At 39.1% G+C, this 16,238-nt stretch carries 16 protein-coding genes; 4 read left to right on the top strand and 12 right to left on the bottom strand.

Annotated elements, in window-relative coordinates; genetic code table 11:
* Position 1: 1 nt before the first annotated feature.
* The 8 genes from ACED20_RS18385 to ACED20_RS18350 all read right to left on the bottom strand — a co-directional run bounded on the left by ACED20_RS18385 (position 2) and on the right by ACED20_RS18350 (position 3,637).
* Entirely contained in the window at positions 2 to 304 is a 303-nt protein-coding gene (locus ACED20_RS18385) for a hypothetical protein (protein ID WP_378106218.1), read from the bottom strand.
* 350 nt (positions 305 to 654) lie between these two features.
* The gene (locus tag ACED20_RS18380) at positions 655 to 1,188 is read right to left on the bottom strand and encodes a hypothetical protein (RefSeq protein WP_378106216.1); all 534 of its coding nucleotides are present in this window, start codon (positions 1,186 to 1,188) and stop codon (positions 655 to 657) included.
* A gap of 431 nt (positions 1,189 to 1,619) precedes the next feature.
* Positions 1,620 to 2,033, bottom strand: a complete 414-nt coding sequence (locus ACED20_RS18375; RefSeq protein WP_294200861.1) for a hypothetical protein — start codon at positions 2,031 to 2,033, stop codon at positions 1,620 to 1,622.
* 1 nt (position 2,034) lies between these two features.
* Positions 2,035 to 2,346: a hypothetical protein gene (locus ACED20_RS18370; protein WP_378106214.1), complete on the bottom strand. Its 312-nt coding sequence runs from the start codon at positions 2,344 to 2,346 to the stop codon at positions 2,035 to 2,037.
* 55 nt (positions 2,347 to 2,401) lie between these two features.
* Positions 2,402 to 2,920 carry an imm11 family protein gene (locus ACED20_RS18365; RefSeq protein WP_378106212.1) on the bottom strand — a complete coding sequence of 173 codons (519 nt, stop codon included), beginning with the start codon at positions 2,918 to 2,920 and terminating at the stop codon, positions 2,402 to 2,404.
* A gap of 10 nt (positions 2,921 to 2,930) precedes the next feature.
* A complete protein-coding gene (locus ACED20_RS18360) occupies positions 2,931 to 3,089 on the bottom strand; it encodes a hypothetical protein (RefSeq protein WP_345766110.1) in 159 nt (52 codons plus the stop codon).
* A 39-nt stretch (positions 3,090 to 3,128) separates the two neighbouring features.
* Positions 3,129 to 3,344 (bottom strand): AHH domain-containing protein, encoded by a 216-nt coding sequence (locus tag ACED20_RS18355; protein ID WP_378106210.1) that lies wholly within the window; start codon positions 3,342 to 3,344, stop codon positions 3,129 to 3,131.
* A gap of 32 nt (positions 3,345 to 3,376) precedes the next feature.
* On the bottom strand, positions 3,377 to 3,637 hold the full coding sequence (locus ACED20_RS18350; protein WP_378106208.1) for a hypothetical protein: 261 nt from the start codon (positions 3,635 to 3,637) through the stop codon (positions 3,377 to 3,379).
* Between the two features lie 449 nt (positions 3,638 to 4,086).
* Here ACED20_RS18350 and ACED20_RS18345 point away from each other — a divergent pair, with 449 nt between their 5' ends.
* Complete coding sequence (locus ACED20_RS18345) at positions 4,087 to 4,962, top strand: IS30 family transposase (RefSeq protein ID WP_294239642.1); 876 nt, start codon at positions 4,087 to 4,089, stop codon at positions 4,960 to 4,962.
* A gap of 224 nt (positions 4,963 to 5,186) precedes the next feature.
* Here the strand turns inward: ACED20_RS18345 and ACED20_RS18340 are convergent, their stop codons facing one another.
* The 4 genes from ACED20_RS18340 to ACED20_RS18325 all read right to left on the bottom strand — a co-directional run bounded on the left by ACED20_RS18340 (position 5,187) and on the right by ACED20_RS18325 (position 11,471).
* Complete coding sequence (locus tag ACED20_RS18340) at positions 5,187 to 5,561, bottom strand: hypothetical protein (RefSeq protein ID WP_294239639.1); 375 nt, start codon at positions 5,559 to 5,561, stop codon at positions 5,187 to 5,189.
* Between the two features lie 12 nt (positions 5,562 to 5,573).
* Positions 5,574 to 9,314, bottom strand: coding sequence for a hypothetical protein (locus ACED20_RS18335; RefSeq protein WP_294239637.1), 3,741 nt, complete (start codon positions 9,312 to 9,314; stop codon positions 5,574 to 5,576).
* Between the two features lie 336 nt (positions 9,315 to 9,650).
* Positions 9,651 to 11,108 (bottom strand): contractile injection system tape measure protein, encoded by a 1,458-nt coding sequence (locus tag ACED20_RS18330; protein WP_378106205.1) that lies wholly within the window; start codon positions 11,106 to 11,108, stop codon positions 9,651 to 9,653.
* 48 nt (positions 11,109 to 11,156) lie between these two features.
* Complete coding sequence (locus ACED20_RS18325; protein ID WP_294239627.1) at positions 11,157 to 11,471, bottom strand: hypothetical protein; 315 nt, start codon at positions 11,469 to 11,471, stop codon at positions 11,157 to 11,159.
* Positions 11,472 to 12,209: 738 nt separating this feature from the next.
* On the opposite strand from ACED20_RS18325, the gene ACED20_RS18320 reads away from it, so the two are divergent.
* The 3 genes from ACED20_RS18320 to ACED20_RS18310 all read left to right on the top strand — a co-directional run.
* On the top strand, positions 12,210 to 12,788 hold the full coding sequence (locus ACED20_RS18320; protein WP_378106202.1) for a DUF4255 domain-containing protein: 579 nt from the start codon (positions 12,210 to 12,212) through the stop codon (positions 12,786 to 12,788).
* Positions 12,789 to 12,826: 38 nt separating this feature from the next.
* A complete protein-coding gene (locus tag ACED20_RS18315; protein ID WP_378106200.1) occupies positions 12,827 to 14,518 on the top strand; it encodes a phage tail sheath C-terminal domain-containing protein in 1,692 nt (563 codons plus the stop codon).
* Positions 14,519 to 14,595: 77 nt separating this feature from the next.
* Positions 14,596 to 16,238 (top strand): phage tail sheath family protein (locus tag ACED20_RS18310; RefSeq protein WP_378106199.1); only part of this gene is annotated, 1,643 nt, incomplete at its 3' end.

The raw sequence follows: 16,238 nt of genomic DNA, 5'->3' as shown, positions 1-16,238 counted from the left end.
ATTATAAAACTGGGTATGAAGTTATTTCATGTAAAATAGCCTTTCCGTTTGAATCCGTTCTCATAAATTTAAAAACTGCGGAAGCTTTATCCAATAATCCTGTAGTTTCTCCTGATAATTTTCCAAATTCAGCAGCACCACGAGGAGTAAAAAAAAACTTACCTACAGAAAAACCCATTACTTCATTTGTAATTTGAACACTACTTCCAACTACCAAGTTATTGGAAAAAATCATATTAGATTGCTTGACACCACTTCTTATTGCATCTTGTAATTTCTTTTCTAACATTTTAATTGTTTTCATATGGATATTAGGATCTAAAAACTTAGTAGATGCTTTCACTGTATGTATTGGCGCAGTTTAGATTCTTCCAAAGGCTCTATCAATTAACCATTTATCTGATTTTGTGGCACTATGTCTAGCATGTGTATGAGACCTCCCGTTACCTCATCCATTAATTTTAAAGCCTTGTTTGCTCGTGCATTACAGCTACTTTTTCATAACTATCTTTAGATAAATTAACCTGTCCTTTAGCTAAAGAAAATCCTTTGAATTTAAGCGTTTTGCAAAGTTTTAGCATAGCTTCAAACCAATTAAAAAAACTCCGCAAGGTCTTGACTTTGCAGAGTTTTCTTTATAAACTTAGATTTTTACTATATATATTTAAGAGTTTCTTCTATCTTCTCAATTTCCAATGTGTAAGAATTGACATTTATTCTTTCATAAAAATCTTTAGTAGCCTTTAAAAATTCTTTAGTAAAGACATTTTTATTTAAATAAAGTGGTTTTTCATTACCAATTTTAATCCAGATATGTTCTTTTTCCTTTTTTAAATTAACTTCAATGGGTTGATCTGGAAAATAAAACTTATCAGACTCTTCATTATCTATTATTAAACTATAAATAGAATTAATGAAATATGAGCATAATTGATCAATTAAATCCCAATATTTAAATCCTATCAGTTCTGTTCCATAATATGATATGTATATAGCGCCCTCTATATAAAAGTTGTCCTCTTCTAAATATTCGTTTAATTGGCTTTCATTTAATTCATTAAAACGAAGAAAATAAAACTGCCAATTCTTCGAAATATCTTTTAAGTTATCAATGACAACATTTCGCTTTTTTAAGAAAAATTCTACTTGAATTTCTTTATTTTGTGTAAAACTGACCGATTCTACCATCTTTAAATCCCATTATTATATCAATATTCCCTACAGTTCCTTCTATTTGAAACCTTCCTTTATTTGATTTTCTACCAATTAATAATGTCCTATTTTGGTTCATTACTTCTACTATTGCTTCTTCAACATCTTTAACGCCCCAATGTTTAGGTGAAAATGATTGTTCCGCTCTATTGATGTCTTTCCAGAGATGATTTCGTCAGGTGAATATTTTTTTACTTCGCCACTTGCCAATAAAACCCAAGGGTTAACGCTTCCGTAAAGATAAAAACTTTTGAAAAAGCCTTTGTAAATAAAAAGAGCCCGTCTCACAACTAGTGAAAACGGACTTTTTTTATGATTTTTCTCGACCTCCTGTCTGAGAATGATTTTCGTATAGTCGATTCTCAACCCACATCATTGAGTTGTGAGACTAATTCAGTAGGGACGCTTTAATGAAAATTTTCAGCTTCTTCAATCAGCTCATCATCATTTCCTGCAATAAATGGTAAAAAATAAGCTTGTAAAGTTATCATTGTGTTTTTTATACTTGTTTTCATATCTTCTTCATTAGGCCAAACACTCACTCGTTTTATCAAATTTAAATCAGATGCTTTTAGATTTCTAACCCATAAAGCAACCGAAATATTAATCCTTAAATCTTTCCCTTTATATGACGTAAAATCTAAATCCGTTGCACCAAGACCATCATCAGATATTATAAATGTGCATTCCGGAAAAATAACTTCCGCGGAAAAATCATCATCAATTATTTTATAGGGCATTGGCCATACAAATTCTTTCATAATTTCTTCTACCATTGAGGTACTAAAGAGATCTTCTATTTCAAATCGTTCTTCGTTCATTTTACTTAATTTTTTTTGCAATATGTCCTTCTATTTTATATCCGTTTTCTAATAATCGTTCAATTTCTTTACTGAAAATAGTGGGAATACGATTACCTAACTCGTCTATGACAAAATCATTGTCAATCTTTACAAATAATTTATCAACTGATTTTGGATCATCTACAAATTGTAATTTTTCCACTCGCCAATAAAACCCACTTTCGTAAAGATAAAATTTAAATCCTTTGACAACAATTTTAAATTCTTTGACAAAAATTATAGAACGTTTAGCTAAGTTTTTAGTTAATTTAAAGTTATTAAAACGCCACAAAAATAAATTTTGTGGCGTTTTGGTTTTTGAAAAGATATTTTAAAAATAATGTAAATTAAAAAGTAAATTTTTCAATTGGAATATAATCAAAGCCTTTTAATCCTAAATCAATCATTTTATTTTTTATATTTTCGGATACTGTTATACTAAATAATAGGTTTTTAATAGTAAATATTTCTTTATTAATACCAATTTTCAACACCATCTTATCAATTCCACGAATATTTTTATCACTCAATACAAAAAGCTCAGATTTTTCATAATCTACACAATCAAGTTCAATATTCACCTTCATCAAATAAATGTTCAATGGTTCATTAGTATCTTTACCATATATTACAGTGGGAATAAAATTAACATTTTCACCACATTCTCTTTTAAAAAACGACATAGCGTTATAAGATACTCCAAATCCTCCAAGTGAAATATAATCTGTACTGTTTTTACCTTCATAATATATCTTAGAGATTTTTGGAGTTTTTCCTTCCGACAATAATTCCAATGGTCCCTGTTGCTCAATATTAACGTAAATATCGTCTTGGTTAATCTTGTGTCTTAGCAAATAATAATTCATATAATTTTTTTTATTTTAATATTATCAAAGTATTTTCAGCAGTTAATGTTTCTAGCCAAGTTTTTCTTTCTTTTATCATCTTATAAAACCTTGCCTCTACTAGTCCTTTTTCGCTTTTAGACAATTTTTCAAATCCTTTAAAAACCCGACTTAAATTTTCTTTTATCATGTCATTATATTGAGGATGCGACTGATGCTTGGCTCTATTTCAAAAATTAGCAGGGATTTCAGAATCTTTTAAAGTATTTTTCGCTGTTTCTATAACCTCGTCAAATTTGTGTACAGGAGGAAGCATAGTACCGTTAAATGCATGATCTAAATTAATTCCCAATTCATCAAACGCTTTACCAAAATAAATTTCCATCTCTTTAGGTACAATGTGATGAGCTTGATAATCAGAAGGCATAACCTCTTCTGGGAACAATCCTTTCTTATTTCTATTTTTTATTTCTTTTTTTATGAGGATTTTAACTTATATAAAGCATTAGCTGAAGGAGAGTTTAATTGACTTTTAATTTTCTTAACTTTTGTATCTAAATTTAAAAATTCGTCGGCATCTATTTTTTCTATTCTTTCAAATATCTTTTTATTTTTACTAATAGATTGAGCTACCATATCCCTGATATTTCTGCTTCCAGTAAATCCCGAACCTGCTATATCTTTTCCTAAAGGTGATACAATTTCAATATCTTCTTTACCAATAAGCCTTGCTTGCATTCCATCTACTTCAAGTTTATCTTCTATTTTTTACCTTGTACTAATTCGTCATTAATATGTTTCACTTCTCCTGTAGCCAATAAACCCAAGGGCTAGCACTTATATAAAGATAAAATTGTAATTTTTTTAAATAAAAACTCCACAAAAGTTAGTAACCTTTGCAGAGTTTTGATAAGAATTTTGTATAATAATGTTTTATTTAATTTCCACAAATCTTAGATTCAATTTATAAATGCAACAGTAAAAAATAAACCTCGGGAAGCCTTTGATTTGAATAATCAAAGATTTCTCGAGGCTGGTGAAAAAAAATCATCTTATTTTGCGGTAACCACACTACAATTACGATGAGTCATTTAACACTGGAACAAAGATAAAAAATAGAAGCTTACCACAACCTGGGAAAGGATATTTCTGAAATTTCAGAATATATCGGCAAAGACAAATTAGTTGTGAGCCGGGAAATCAAAAGGAACTCAGATGGGAGAAGCGGTCTTTACAAGGCAGATCTTGCACATCGTAAAACAGTGCTCAGACACAAGACCAAAAAGAAGAATACCCGATTCAGCCAGCAGATGCAGGATTATGTTTTGCGCTGTCTAAGTGAAGACTACAGTCCGGAACAGATCGTTGGGCGGGCAAAGCTGGAAGGAGTGGAAATGGTTTCCCATGAACGTATTTATCAGTATATATGGAAGGACAAGCGGGCAGGAGGGAAACTATATAAACACTTAAGGACAAAAGGCAGGAGGTATCGCAAGAGAGCTTCTCTGAAAGATAAAAGAGGGCTGATTTTTGGAAGGACGGATATCAGTAAGCGGCCGGCTATTGTCGATGAGAAAGAGCGGATCGGAGATTTGGAAATAGACCTTGTTATCGGTAAAGACCATAAAAGGGCTTTACTTACCATTAATGACCGGGCAAGCGGACTGCTCTTTATGGGAATAATCGATTCCAAAGAATCCAGCGTAGTAGAGGCTAAAACCGTTGAGCTTCTGGAAGAATGGAAACCGTTTCTGCATACCATTACTTCGGATAACGGAAAAGAATTTGCTCATCATCAAAGAATTGCCCAAAGCCTTGAAATAGATTATTTCTTTGCCAGGCCCTATCAAAGCTGGCAGCGGGGAGCCAATGAAAATTTAAACGGCCTGGTACGGCAATATTTCCCGAAAAAGACGAACTTTGAATCCATTACCCGGCAAGAGGTTAACCGGGTAGTAAATATATTAAACAACAGGCCACGAAAAAGGTTTGGTTTTAAATCACCTAATGAGATATTCGCTCAAAAATTGAACGAAATCGATATCGTTGCATTTACTTGTTGAATCCGTCCTAAAATATAATTCCTTTACCTGTTAATGCATTTTTTGCCAAAATTCGTACGGTACTTTCCTACTCAGTTGGATTTTAGTCTATTTTGCGATATTTATTCCAAAATTTTTAGAAAATCCTTCGTGTAAATTAACCGAACTCTTTGAATTTCGGTTATAAATATTAATATTTTTCATCCTTCAGAAATTTTATATTTTTATAATTTCTGTTTAGATAATTATAAATAAAGATATCTTTCATAGTCTATTTCAAAAGAAACATTCTTGTAACTTTCATCTTGCCAATTTTCTTGGGGAAAAAATATACTCCACACTAAAAAAAATATTTCTTTAAGGTCCTCATTTTTATCACTTGGAGCTAAATCTTCTATAAAGAAAAAATCAAATAGTTTTATTCTTTCAAGATTATTTAAGGTAATCTTTAGACTTTCTCTTAACCTTTGAAAAAAAACATCCGAGTCCTTGTAAGTAATAGCATTTTCTTTGATTTCAGTAAAGCGTACTTTATAGGCATGATGAAAATCTTGTTCAAATATTGCATCAACTGCTTGTCCAATTATATATTCTATGTAATTAAAATAAATTGTTTTCATACTAAATTATTATTATAACGTTGGAAATGCTGTTATTTCATGTAAGATTATCTTACCACTACTGTCAAAGCCTCTAATTACAAAGACTCCGGTAGCTTTATCTAGTAATCCGGTAGCTTCACCTGGTAATTTTCCAAGGTGAGCTGCACCACTAGGAGAGAGGAATCCTGTTCCTACAGAAAACCCCATAACCTCTTCTTTTATAGCGATTCTATTACCCACTGTTAAGGAGGAAGGAAGAGAAATATTTGTTGGATAAATACCACTACTTACCGCATCTTGAATTTTCTTTTCTAACATTTTAATTGTTTTCATATGAGTATTAGGATCTAAAAACCTTGTAGCTGCTTTAGCTGTAAATATTGGCGCACTTGATATTCCTCCAGCAGCTCTATCTAATAGCCATTTGTTTGTCTTTGTTGCACTATGTCTACCATGTGTGTGTCCTCCTGTTATCTCATCCATTAATTTTAAGGCCTTATTTGCTCGTGCATTACTAGCTACCTTTTTATAACTATCCTTAGATAAATTAACCTGTCCTTTTGCTAAAGGAACTTTAGGATTAATTATACCATACAAAGTAAACCATCTTCCTTTTAATTCTAAAGAAAATCCTTTAAATTTAAACCTTTTCGATAAGTTTTCACCTAATTCATCTAAATTTTTAGCACCTTTAGTAATTCCTTTGCCGATACCCTGAACAAAGAACTTCGCTTTACCGGCCTGTTTTACAAATCCTTTTCCTGTGGCGACCAGTGCATTTTTGCCTGCTTTCAGCGTATTCCTGGCACCTGCTTTAGCTAAATTGAAGACTCCTTTCACGCCGCCTTTCGCTGCTGTCTTTAAGACTTTAAACAGTGCAGCGGAGTCAAATAAAAGGATGAAAAGTAATTCAACTAAAATAATTCCGATTGCCCGGGCCAGTGCTTTTCCTGCCGAAGCAATATTTCCTATCCATCCGTCCGTCATAAAGGTCTTGAAGAAACCACTGGCTTTTGCAACAGCCTGTGCCATCATGATAGCCGCGAAAATCTCAAGCGCAGGCGGGATCAGCGCAAAAATGGCTCCTGCGGTAAGGATTGCCAGGGCAGTTATACCTAGCACAACAGCCGCTCCAATACCGATGTATTTCCATTTGTTTTCTGCCCAGTTTTTCTTTATTCCCGACCACATCTGTTCCTTCAGATAGTACAAACGAACGCCTGGAGTCCATGGTCCGACCAGTTTCATATTTTCAGGCATAGAACCTGAAGTAGCTGGCTGCTTACCGGAAGCACTTGAGGTATCCGTACTTGGAGGTGACTGGCTATTTTGGTAGTTGATGAACCAATCGGCCTGAGCGTACGGATCAGCAGGAATATTTTGGTTTTCTGCCACATCGCCTCTGTTTTCTGGTTCTTCCGGTCCCACAGCAGATTGCTTAAAGCTATGGATGGTATTCTCATTGGCTCCGAAACTAATTTCACCGTTGCTGTCCTGTAATTGGGCCAGAAGTTCCGGGCTCAGTTCCATATCATCAGTTACAGGATCCACATGGAAATCACTTTCGTCGTAAGAGCTTTTTCCCAACAGATCAGCATATGCAAGATCAGGATCCGTTCCTGTCGTTTCAGCCATTGCTGTTTTCTCAAAAGGCAATGGCTGTGTGATATCCATTCCCAGAAATTCTTCGGAAATTTGCCCCATAAAGTTGTCCGGCATTTGCATAGCGGAAGCAGTTAAGTTTGCTAAGCCCTTCATAATCTTTATCATCCCCGCCACAATAAAATTAACAGCATCGAGGATCAGATTGTAAACTGCCTGTAATGAGGCTAATAAACTATCCACAACATCAGCCAGAAAATCAATCACAGCCACCACCGCTTTTTTGAAGACTTCAAAGGCTTGGTTCACCAGCTTTTCGGCGACGGCCACATATTTGTCTATACGTGCTTTGAGGCGGTCCCTAATACCGGGGAATGCTGCCAAAGCAATATCCAGGAAGCTTTTGATGACGGAGGCAAATGCTTTGATCAGGCTTACAATGGCTTTCCGCGCCAGTTCCAGGGCTGCCAGCACCAGTGTTTTAGCCGCTTCAAAAATAGCTTTAACGGCATCCCTGAGCTTGGTGAAAATATAGTTCAGTGCATCTTTCAGGGCGTTGATGAATGCCGAAGCTTTATCGGCTACCCAGCCGAAGAATCCGCCGCTGGCTTTCTGCTGTTCTGTTTTCTTCTGCCGGGCTTCAGCCTGGGCGGCTTCTTTCTTTTTGCGCGCCTCCGTATTGGCCTTATCGACATGTCCCTGGGCTGTGGTTTCGCCTCTGCTTTTTTCCGTCTTGATATGCCCCAGTGTAGTTTTGGCATGGTCGCCGGACTTTCTGGCAAAATCGGCTTCTGTTTGATCCAGGGCCTGCTGCCACTCAACCCTGGAGCTGTGGACGTCCGACCGGGCATCTTTTACGGTTTTCAGCTGCTTTTCATGCGACCGGTCCTTTTCGGTTCCGATCTGTGTTTCCGCCGTTTTTTCCTGCTCCAGCACCTTTTGGTCATGCTCCAGTTCGGCAGCCTTGTATTTTTCATTCTCTGTGCCGATTTTTGTCCGGATGACCGGGGCAAACTGCTCGTTAATTCCGGCTTTGTCAATACCTTCTAATTTTAGTGTTTCAAGAGGCTGCTTTTTAACCGCTTTGGCGCTTATTTTCCGCGAAGGCTTAAGGATCTCATCTTTTGGTTTCTTAATGATGTCGTTTTCACCGTAGTCTTTATGGATATCATTTTCCGCGTGATCCTTTTGGATGCCCATCTCATGAGCCGCTTCCTGCTGTTCGATAGCGAGATGCTGCGTATCGGCCTCTCCCGTCAGTTGTAGCCGGGTATCCTGTTGCATGGCCGCCGGAATAGCTGAGGTATCCAGTTGGATATTGCCCAATACATGCTGAGCCTGCTTTTCCAGGCCTCCGGTTTTGCCTGCTGCGTTAAAAGAGTAGCTTGTTTTTTTCAGAGGCTCGCTTTGGGTAAAAGAAATTTCCTTCGGTTTAGGTTTTTGGGCAACCGTCTGAATGGTTTTTTTACCGGGCCTTGATGCTTTTTTAGTCGGACTCACTTTACGTTTCGGCTTGGATCCGGTAAAGGCACTGCCTGATTTTGCATTTACTTTAGGAATTCCGAGTGCTGCCTTTTCAGCCTTGTTACCAAAAAGATTTGTACTGCTGTTCTGGACGGCATTGAAATTAGTGGCTAATTGTGTCGCCGGAGCATGTGAAAGGTCGGTCAGAGAAATATCAGTATTGCCTGAACCGGCAGATTTTGCCTTCTGCTGAGCTTCTTTCTGTGTTTTGTTTGCCTGATAAACCGCTGCCTGTTCCTCTGCCGTCTTCGGCAGATAAGTCCCGTTTTTCAGGTTGTGGTAATCCTGAACCTGGCTGATGCTTAAGGTGGACATGTAGCCTTTCTCCAGCTTTTGGGTGTCGGGATGGTTGATATCTCCGGTTTCTGCCAGGCTTTCTTGGAACCTGCCGTACATAATTTCGGCTCCCTGATCATAAATGGTCTGTGAACCGTGCACCGGAGCAATAGTTCCGTTCAGGTTCATCCTGTTGGAGTAAGGATTGGCCGATCCGGCTGTTACGGTATTGCTTTCCGGCTTTTGGGTTTGTAAGTTGGCAACTTCGGTTACCGGCAGGGGGACCACTACAGGCTTTTCGGGCTTCTGTTTTTTGCCCGGGCCGTGAGGATTGCTGCTGCCTTTATCTAAAGGTTTTACTGCTTTCATGGACTTGATGTTTTTATTTGAAATTTGATTAAAGGCATATAAAGCACTGGTAATCGCTGTGCTTTATAGAGTGCCGGATGACCGGGAAGGATCGGACCGGTTAATTGCTTTTTAAATTAAATCACCGGAAGCAATGCCCGGCCGATAGGTAATCGGTAATACCGGGCTGCTTCTGGTTTTGTTCTCGTGTATTTGGTTTTCAGGTTTAAATTATATTTTAAAAGTTCATTTTAGTTTTAAATCAGTTCTGCTAACATTAACTCGAAGTAGAAAGAAGGGTAACAGGCTGGAAGAAGGAAAGCGGGATGCTGGAAGTTTCTTTAAAGGTCAGGGGACTTACCAGTTCACATACATAAACTTTTCCTTCCACGGCAGCTTCACCAGGCCGATGCCCCAGGCCAGCTTGTCCAGCAGGATATCCTGGGTTTTACGCTCTACAGTGAGGGTATAGTCATAATCGGTAACGACCAGTTTGCCCGGACGCTGGAAAAACTCGTTCTGCAGCAGGGCGGCGGAAGAATTCTTCATCGGGTTCCAGTTGTGTTGCACGCTTTCGATGACGTTTTTAGCCTGGATTTTGTGTTTGCGCGACAGTTTAACATGCCGGCTAATGGGCTGATGCACGGGAATATTGCATAAGAATTTCTCAAAGACCATGTCGCATTCGGGGGCGTTGGTCTTTCCGGTAGCGATGTAATGAAGAAGATGGGCACCCAATTCGGGATCGAGGAGTTGTTGGGTCTTCGGATCCAGCAGATCGCAGTGCTCAAAAAATGTTTTGATGAAAGGATGGATCAGAATGAGGCCAGCATTTAGCATGTACTGTCCGTCATCCGGTATTGCTTCTTCCTGTACTGTACTGTCTTCTTGTTGAACCGTTTCTAAAGAAGGTCCTGTGTGTTCCTGGGAAGCTGGCTGGTTGGTGGTCAGGCTTTCCGAGATCTTCTTTTCGATCTCTTTTTCTTTAATGAGAGGAAATAATTTAATGATCGTTTTCAGGTTTTTATGAAGACACTCTTTCTGCTGCGGAGAACCTGTTGAGATTGCTTTTTCGAGTTGTAACACAAGAGATTCCTGTAAATTACGGTCTGACAAAACTGCATATTCTGATATTACATTCAGCAAAAGATGCCATACCATCATCCGGTCGGGAAAGTTAAGCCTTGAAATAGAGCGGATGATCTCGGCTTCCAGGTTAATTTCCGGATTGTCGTTCTTTAAAACAACGCTGCATAACTGTGCAAGCTGCAAATCGGTGAGTTGATGGATCATCCGGTCCTGTACCTGTTGCTTGGATAGGACCGGAAGGATACTTTTCGGGAAAATATCTGTTGAAATCAGGTTTTTAAACACGGCAGACTCCAGAAAATTTAAGCCTTTGCTATCCGGGTTCCACCAGGGCATGGAACCATGTTCAAGAAAGTAGATAAACGTCCGGATCATCTTTTCCCGGCTGCCAACCAGATAGCCTTCCGCGGTTTCTGTTTTTTCAGGTTTCTGACTTAAAACGGGTTTCGCTATTCCGGAAAGTTCCTCTTTAAGATGCTGAATGATCGTGTCCTTTAATTCAGTATCCAGTGCACTGTTTTTTATGTCGAGATTCAGTTCCAGTTTGGGGATCTGAAGGGCTTGCCCGGCCAGCTGATGCTCCAGGGTCCCCATGTACTTTTCTATTTCGGGAAAAACATCAATAGACAAAAAACTGCTGATCTCATCTCTGATGCGCTCTGCTTTTTCTTTATTGCTGACGGTAATTTCAACAAAAACTTTCTGAATGATATGTTCCTGATTCACATGAAATGGTTTTAATGATGGTATGGTTATTTGCCGGATAGATGGTGTTTAGCTGAATTCCTCTCCCCAGAATCCTGCAGGGCAAAGGCTGGACTTCGATTTCTGTTTGGCACTCAGCCTGCATCCGCAGCCCCGGATAAAGCCTTCTTTCGGTGCGGCGGCTACTTCCATAGTCCTGGGATTGATCCATTTCTGGGTATCACAGTTGTTGCCGTTTTTAAGAGGGCAGGCATTACAGATTTCTTCCCTTACGGCATAGATGTATTCCTCTTTTTGATCCGCCAGTCCTATTTTTGAGCGTAGTTCGTTGAGATGGCCTTCAATGATTTCATTGCGCTGGCCGAAGATTTTCTTAATATTCATTGGATTAGGTTTTAAATTGATGGGGTCAAAATTAGAAGAAGAAAATCTGTTTTACGAATGATGAGGCGCGTCTGTTCAGTCTTTGCAGTAAAGAGAAAATTAAAGAATATAAATCAACTGAAATAAAATTCCTTTAACGTGAACCCTAAACAAAAGCTGGGTTTAAAAGGCTGGAAGAGGAAAGCTGGATGCTGGAAGTTTCTCTTGTAAACATTATTTTCAAAGGAATTATTTATCAAATTAAATCGACTGTTACTATACAAATAGAAAATCTGTTTAAGCCTGAATTGAATCACCTATTTGAATTCAAATCTTCTTTTCAATAATCTTTAAAGAGAAATTAAATACGGTCGAATTTACGTTAATTATGAAGATGCAAATCCAGATGAATTTTAAATAAGATCTTATTTTTAATCCGTTAAAAAGTAAGAAGATCCACGTTAGTACGAAGGATTTTGGATATTAAACAGTAACAATAAACTTCCAGTCTCCGGCTTTTCTCTTCCATCTATGAAATGCCTGTCTGAATCTATTGTGTCCGATACCCAGTTCGCGTTTTTTTCATTTTTAATATTTTTATGTGGTAAATTAAAATAATGATTGTTAGTGATTTAATATTTTGTTTTAAGAAAAAATAAAAATCCCAATTACTGCAAAGACAGGTTTGACCCTCTGAAATATTTGTGTTTTGATAAAGGGTAATTGTATGTTTGCACCATAATACTAAAGAACAAAATTATGATAAACAAAGTATTGACTGTTTTAAAAGATAAGCTGAATAGCGTGGATCCTATAAAAGATAGCGTTGTTGTTGCGGATGTGGCAAAACATGATGACGGTACTTCGGGCCTGAGCGATAAGGTGATCATTACACTGCTGAACGTTCAGGAAGAATCTACACTGAAAAACGCTCCGAGATACCATAAGACACAAATAAGTACGACGGCCCCTAAATATGAAATGAAAATGGAGAGTGATCCCGCTTACGTTAATCTGTATGTGATGATCTCTGCCAACAGGGCATCTTACGAAGGGTCTTTGGTCAGTATTTCAAAAGTTATCGAAGTCATTCAGGCGAAAAATGTATTGGAATATGCAGATCCGGGAAATGACCGGACGAAAGATTTCAGCTTCAGGACAGAAATGCACTCGGTTCCTTTCGAGCAGCTAAGCTACGTCTGGGGATTACTCGGCGGGAAAGTAATGCCTTCCGTTCTGTATAAGATCAGTGTTATCAAAATCGCAGCGGTAAATTCGGAAGACATTGCCTTGATCGATGAGGTGGCTATCAAAAGCATCACGGTCGATCAGCCATAAAAAATAAAAACGAATAACCTTTTAATTAAATTTACAACATGCCAAATTCAACTACACCGGGTGTTTCCGTTCAGGAAAACACAAGGCTCCCATATTCGGTTTCGTTAGCAGAATTAGCTGTACCGGCATTCATCGGATATACCGAGCTGCAGCCTGCAGATTATACAAAGTCCCTCAAAATCAACTCCTTATTAGAATACGAACAATATTTCGGAAAAGCAAAAAAGGAAAACATCCGCTTAAAGGACAACGAACAAGGTGTTGCCATTATCGCACCGCAGGCAAAATTTCTGATGTACTATTCGCTTCAGATGTACTTTGCCAATGGCGGAGGGCCGTGTTATATCGTTTCCGCCGGAACATACGCTTCCGCAAATCAGGGCATACAGAAATCTGCTTTAGTAACGGGATTAAATATGACCGATACGATCAAGGAGCCGGTTCTGATTGTTTTTACCGATGCGGTATCGCTCACAGACCAGGACGAATTCTATGATCTTTATAACCTGGCTATCGCGAAAGCCGATGATGAAACCAAAAACAGGTTTGCCCTGCTGGATACCTATTACGGAAACTCCGTTACAACATCAGACAACCTCAACACCATCGAAAAGTTCAGAAATAAAATAAATACCACCAGCCATGCCGCTGCTTATTTCCCTCATTTCGAAACAGTGCTGAACTATACTTTTGATGAAACCCAGACGCCGATAACCCATACGGGCTTACAGGCAACCGGACAGAGCAGTGCTGTTTTTTATGCAAATGAGATTGCCGCTTTGGATCGACTGAAAAGCCTGGCAAGCGACGAAATTTCAAGTGGATCCGAAAACTCTTTTGTCCTTGCCGATTTACTGGATCAGGCTATTGATATTGCGGCAAAAGTAAAAGAGACAGCGGATGTAAAGACCGGCTTAACGACGGCGATCGATAATGCAAGATACCTTTCAGATGCGCTGTATGATGGGGTTATCGATGATTTTAATGAAAATACACCGGTCTTCAACGGGGAGTTTGAAGCATTGAAAACCGCTGTTCTCAATGCAAAGGATGAAAAAGGAGATGCAGACGGCATCATCCTGAAAGATCTTCAGGCTTCGCATTCCGTACTATACAACCGGGTTAAAGAAGCAATCCGTTCTTTAAAAGTAATCCTGCCGCCTTCTTCAGCCATGGCCGGCGTATACGCCAGGGTGGACCGTATGAAAGGTCCGTGGAAAGCTCCTGCAAACATAAGCCTCAATGGCGTGGTTGCCCCCACCGAAAAAATCTCCGATCAGGAACAGTCGGATCTCAATATCCATTCCACCGGGAAATCTGTCAATGCGATCCGTACTTTTAGCGGGAAAGGTACCCTGGTCTGGGGAGCGAGAACACTTTCCGGAAAAGATAAAAAAGACGACGGGAAAGATAACGAATGGAAGTATATTCAGGTGCGGAGATATTATGACATGATCCGGTACGCCCTAAGCGGGGTCCTTGTAAACTTCATTGATGAACCCAATATATCATTCACATGGCTTCATGCCCGGACAACGTTGGAAAATTTCCTGAACCAGCAGTGGAAAGACGGTGCTTTGGCCGGCAGCATTCCGGAAGAAGCCTACCAAGTTGACGTAAAAGGCGATCAAACCAAGGCGAAAACCATGAATGTAATCGTAAAACTGGCATTGGTACGTCCCGCAGAATTCATTGTCCTGAATTTCTCCCATCAGTTACAACAATCTTAAAAAAACAAATCCATTCCGGATAACCATTCGAAGTTTCGCTTCGAGAAATAATTAATATTAACTTTAAATTTTAACAAATGAATTACAAAACCCCTGGAGTCTATGTGGAGGAGCTGGCAAAATTCCCGCCTTCCGTAGCACAAGTTGAAACGGCAATTCCTGCTTTTGTCGGATATACGGCAAAAGGGCCTCAGAAACCAACCAGAATTTCTTCGATGTTGGAGTACGAAAACCTTTTCGGAAAAGCCAATCAGGAAGATTTCGCTGTAGCTTTTAAAGACGGCGTTGCTACGGCAACCCAAACAAGCGTCAGCGATTATAAGATGTATTACGCTATGCAGATGTATTTTGCTAACGGCGGCGGACCATGCTACATTGTTTCCGTAGGAAATTATACAGATCCTGTAATGGCGGATTCTACCAATCCTGCAGATAAAACTTTATTAATAGGTCTTGAATTATTAAAAAAAGAAGACGAGCCGACACTCATTGTTTTCCCGGATCTTCAAGGTCTTGTTGCTAATGCTGATGATGTTGCTGCTGCAACTGCTTTGGAAACGATAGCCGTAAGCAATAAAACGGTAGCCACCGATGCTCAGACTGCTGCTCAGGCGGTAGTAGCTTCTGTTGCGGGCGCCGATGCCGCAGCTGCCGGTACTGCCGCTCTTGTAAAGGCCAATACATATACAATTAACAATACCAGCACCTCTTCGCAAATTGCTGCATATTATGCAGCTCAGGCTGTTGCAGCCGATGCTAAAACCGCAGCACTTGTTGCGAATGCTACGGTGACTACGGTGAAAAGTGCTGCTCAGGCTGCTGCTGCTGTTTTTGATAAATATGTTACTATTGCTGCACAAAAAGCGACTGCTGCTACAGCTACTAAGAATGCAGTTTCTTCCAGATTTAACGATACTTCTATCAGCAAGGTATACTCTTTATACAACAGTGCTCTAAGCCAGGCCGAGTTCATGAAAGACCGTTTCGTCATCATAGATGTTTTGGGAGATGATACTATTTTCAGAAGCAAAGTAACCGGATCAGGATTAAAGTACGGTGCGGCATACTACCCAAATTTAAAAACAGTTCTGAACTATGATTTCAATGAGGCTGAAGTTTTGGTAACGGGTGTATCAGGTATTGCAAGTCTTGAAGATTTAAAATACTCAAATTCAGATTTATACAACCAGGCTAAAAATGCCATTGCTTCAAAGCAGGTTATTATGGCGCCTTCATCCGCAATGGCCGGTGTTTATGCAAAAGTAGACGGCACTGCCGGAGTATTCAAAGCACCGGCTAACGTAGGACTTAATTATGTAGTAGCACCAACGGAAAAAATTTCCCAGGAAAGACAGGATGGTCTCAATGTAGATGTTGTCGCCGGAAAATCCATCAACGCGATCAGAACATTTACCGGTAAAGGGACTATGGTTTGGGGCGCAAGAACCCTGGACGGAAACAGCAACGAATGGAGGTATGTTTCAGTGAGACGTTTCTTCAACATGGTGGAAGAATCCGTGAAGAAATCTACTGAACGTTTTGTATTCGAGCCCAATACAGCCAATACATGGATTCGTGTACAGACCATGATCGAAAATTTCCTGAATCAGCAGTGGAGAGACGGAGCATTAGCCGGAAGCAAGCCTGAAGAAGCCTACTATGTAAGCGTAGGCCTTAACAAAACAATGTCTGCGCAGGATATCCTGGAAGGAAGAATGAT

Origin of the sequence: Chryseobacterium sp. sg2396, from assembly GCF_042610505.1 — a bacterium.
In the GTDB taxonomy this organism is placed as follows: domain Bacteria; phylum Bacteroidota; class Bacteroidia; order Flavobacteriales; family Weeksellaceae; genus Chryseobacterium.
Note: the sequence above shows the minus strand (reverse complement) of the source record. Positions and strands in the feature narration are given on the sequence as shown.